Annotated in this window: 2 protein-coding genes; both read right to left on the bottom strand. The window is 71.3% G+C overall.

Annotated features, from left to right (window positions below):
• Window positions 1-245: 245 nt before the first annotated feature.
• Window positions 246-887 (bottom strand): hypothetical protein, encoded by a 642-nt coding sequence (locus ROTAS13_RS24215; RefSeq protein ID WP_139323561.1) that lies wholly within the window; start codon window positions 885-887, stop codon window positions 246-248.
• Between the two features lie 105 nt (window positions 888-992).
• The coding region (locus ROTAS13_RS24210; protein WP_075823639.1) for a site-specific integrase at window positions 993-1,647 on the bottom strand (655 nt) is incomplete at its 5' end.

The following is a 1,647-nucleotide window of genomic DNA, read 5'->3' as shown; positions in this document are numbered from 1 at the left end:
GCCAGTCGGCCCGGCGCTCCAACCGGGCGAGACTGCCCTCCAGCGCGGCCACCAGCTGATCGGTCAGAGGGACGATCGACAGCCGGCCTAGGTCGAGCTGGTGCTGGCGCACCATCTCCAGCAGGAAGTCGAGCGGCCCGTCAAAGCCCTCCACGCTGAGGTGCGGCATATCAGCCGCCCGGGGTCGCACATCGGCGGCTTTCTCGTCCTGCCAGGGATCCTCTACGGCAGCTGCGGCGCCGACGTCAGCCACGACGCGCCCTGGCCGACCGGGGTGGTTTGTCCCGATTGTGCTTCTTGTCCCAAATGCCCTGCTTGTGCTGGGTGGGTACGATGGATCGGCTCGTGGGCTCATCGCCCTCGCTGTCCGCGTAGTCCGGCTGCAGGCCGAAGCTCAGGGCCGGCCAGTCCCGGCGGAGCCGGCGCAGCGCCTGCCAGGGCGACCAGTCCGCCGACCAGAACTCCACCCGCAGCTCCGCCATCCGCCGCTTCCGGCCGTCGAGGGTGGGCTCCAGCTCCCGCACATGCCGCAGCGGCCGTGTCGTGCCCCAGTGTGCCCACAGCCAGGTGCGGCTGTCCGGATTGTCGGGACCCAGGCGCAGGATACCGGGCGGGACCGGCAGCAGACGGTGCAGGTCCAAGGGGCAGCTTTGGTCCGTGCCGATGCGGGCCAACGCTCGCTGATGGTTGGCCGCCGCGGCATCCCGCAGCCGCCGAGCAAGGATCTGCGCCCCCTGCAGACTGATCGCGCGCTCGCCCTCGGCCGGCGCTACGAGCGACAGGAACCAGTCCTCCTCCATGCCGTCGAGGTCCAGCACCCAGGGGATCACCCCCGCCCCGGCCGCCGCCGCCCGGAAGTGACCCATCTCTTCCGTCGGTCCGGTCACCACCAGCACATTGCGCAGCCAGTCGGTGTGTGCCGGCGCCGGGAGCGCCGGCGGGGCCGGCGCATCCGGGGCAGCTGGAGAAAGACGGGCGGCCACTCCCCTGCCCTACAAGTCGAGCAGTCGGGCCGGGCTGTCCTGGGTGATCTTGGCCCGGCGGCGATAGCCCTGGGTGGTGGCGATGCTCTTCTGGCGGGTGTGGTGCATCACCTGCTCGTCGAGCGCGCCCTTGAGATAGGCCTCAGTGATGAAGCCCGCCCGCAGCCCGTGCGGGGACAGACGCTCGCTCTCGTCCACCGTTAGCCCGGCGAGTTCAGCCCGCTTGCGCAGGATCCGCCACACGCTCTTGCTATCGAGCCGTCCCTCGAGCACGCCGCGCCCGCTGAGGCCGCGGAACACCGCGCCATACTCGATCCGCGCCCGGCGCAGCCATTCCTCCATGGCGCGGACCGGGCAGGTCAGGGGATTGAGCCCACGTGGGATGCCGACCGTGGCCCCCTCCCCTTCCTGGTCGCGCTTGGAGCGCAGGATCTGCAAGGTCATGCCCTCGGGCGTGAAGCGCAGGACCTCACGATCGATGGCCACCAGCTCGGAGCGTCGCAGCGCCCCCGCGAAGCCGGTCAGCAGCAGCGCCTTGTCCCGCAGGCCTGCCATGTCGGTGCCGCAGCTGGCGAGAAGGCGCTTCACCTCGGCCGAGGTCAGCGCCGCGGCCGGCCGGGCCGGCTTGCCGTGGCTGGCGAGGATGCCGCGCAGCGTCATGCGG

Origin of the sequence: Roseomonas sp. TAS13 (assembly GCF_001950415.1) — a bacterium.
GTDB classification, from domain to species: Bacteria; Pseudomonadota; Alphaproteobacteria; order Acetobacterales; family Acetobacteraceae; genus Roseomonas; species Roseomonas mucosa.
The sequence above is the reverse complement of the archived record's forward strand: the minus strand, read 5'-3'. Positions and strand labels throughout refer to the sequence as shown.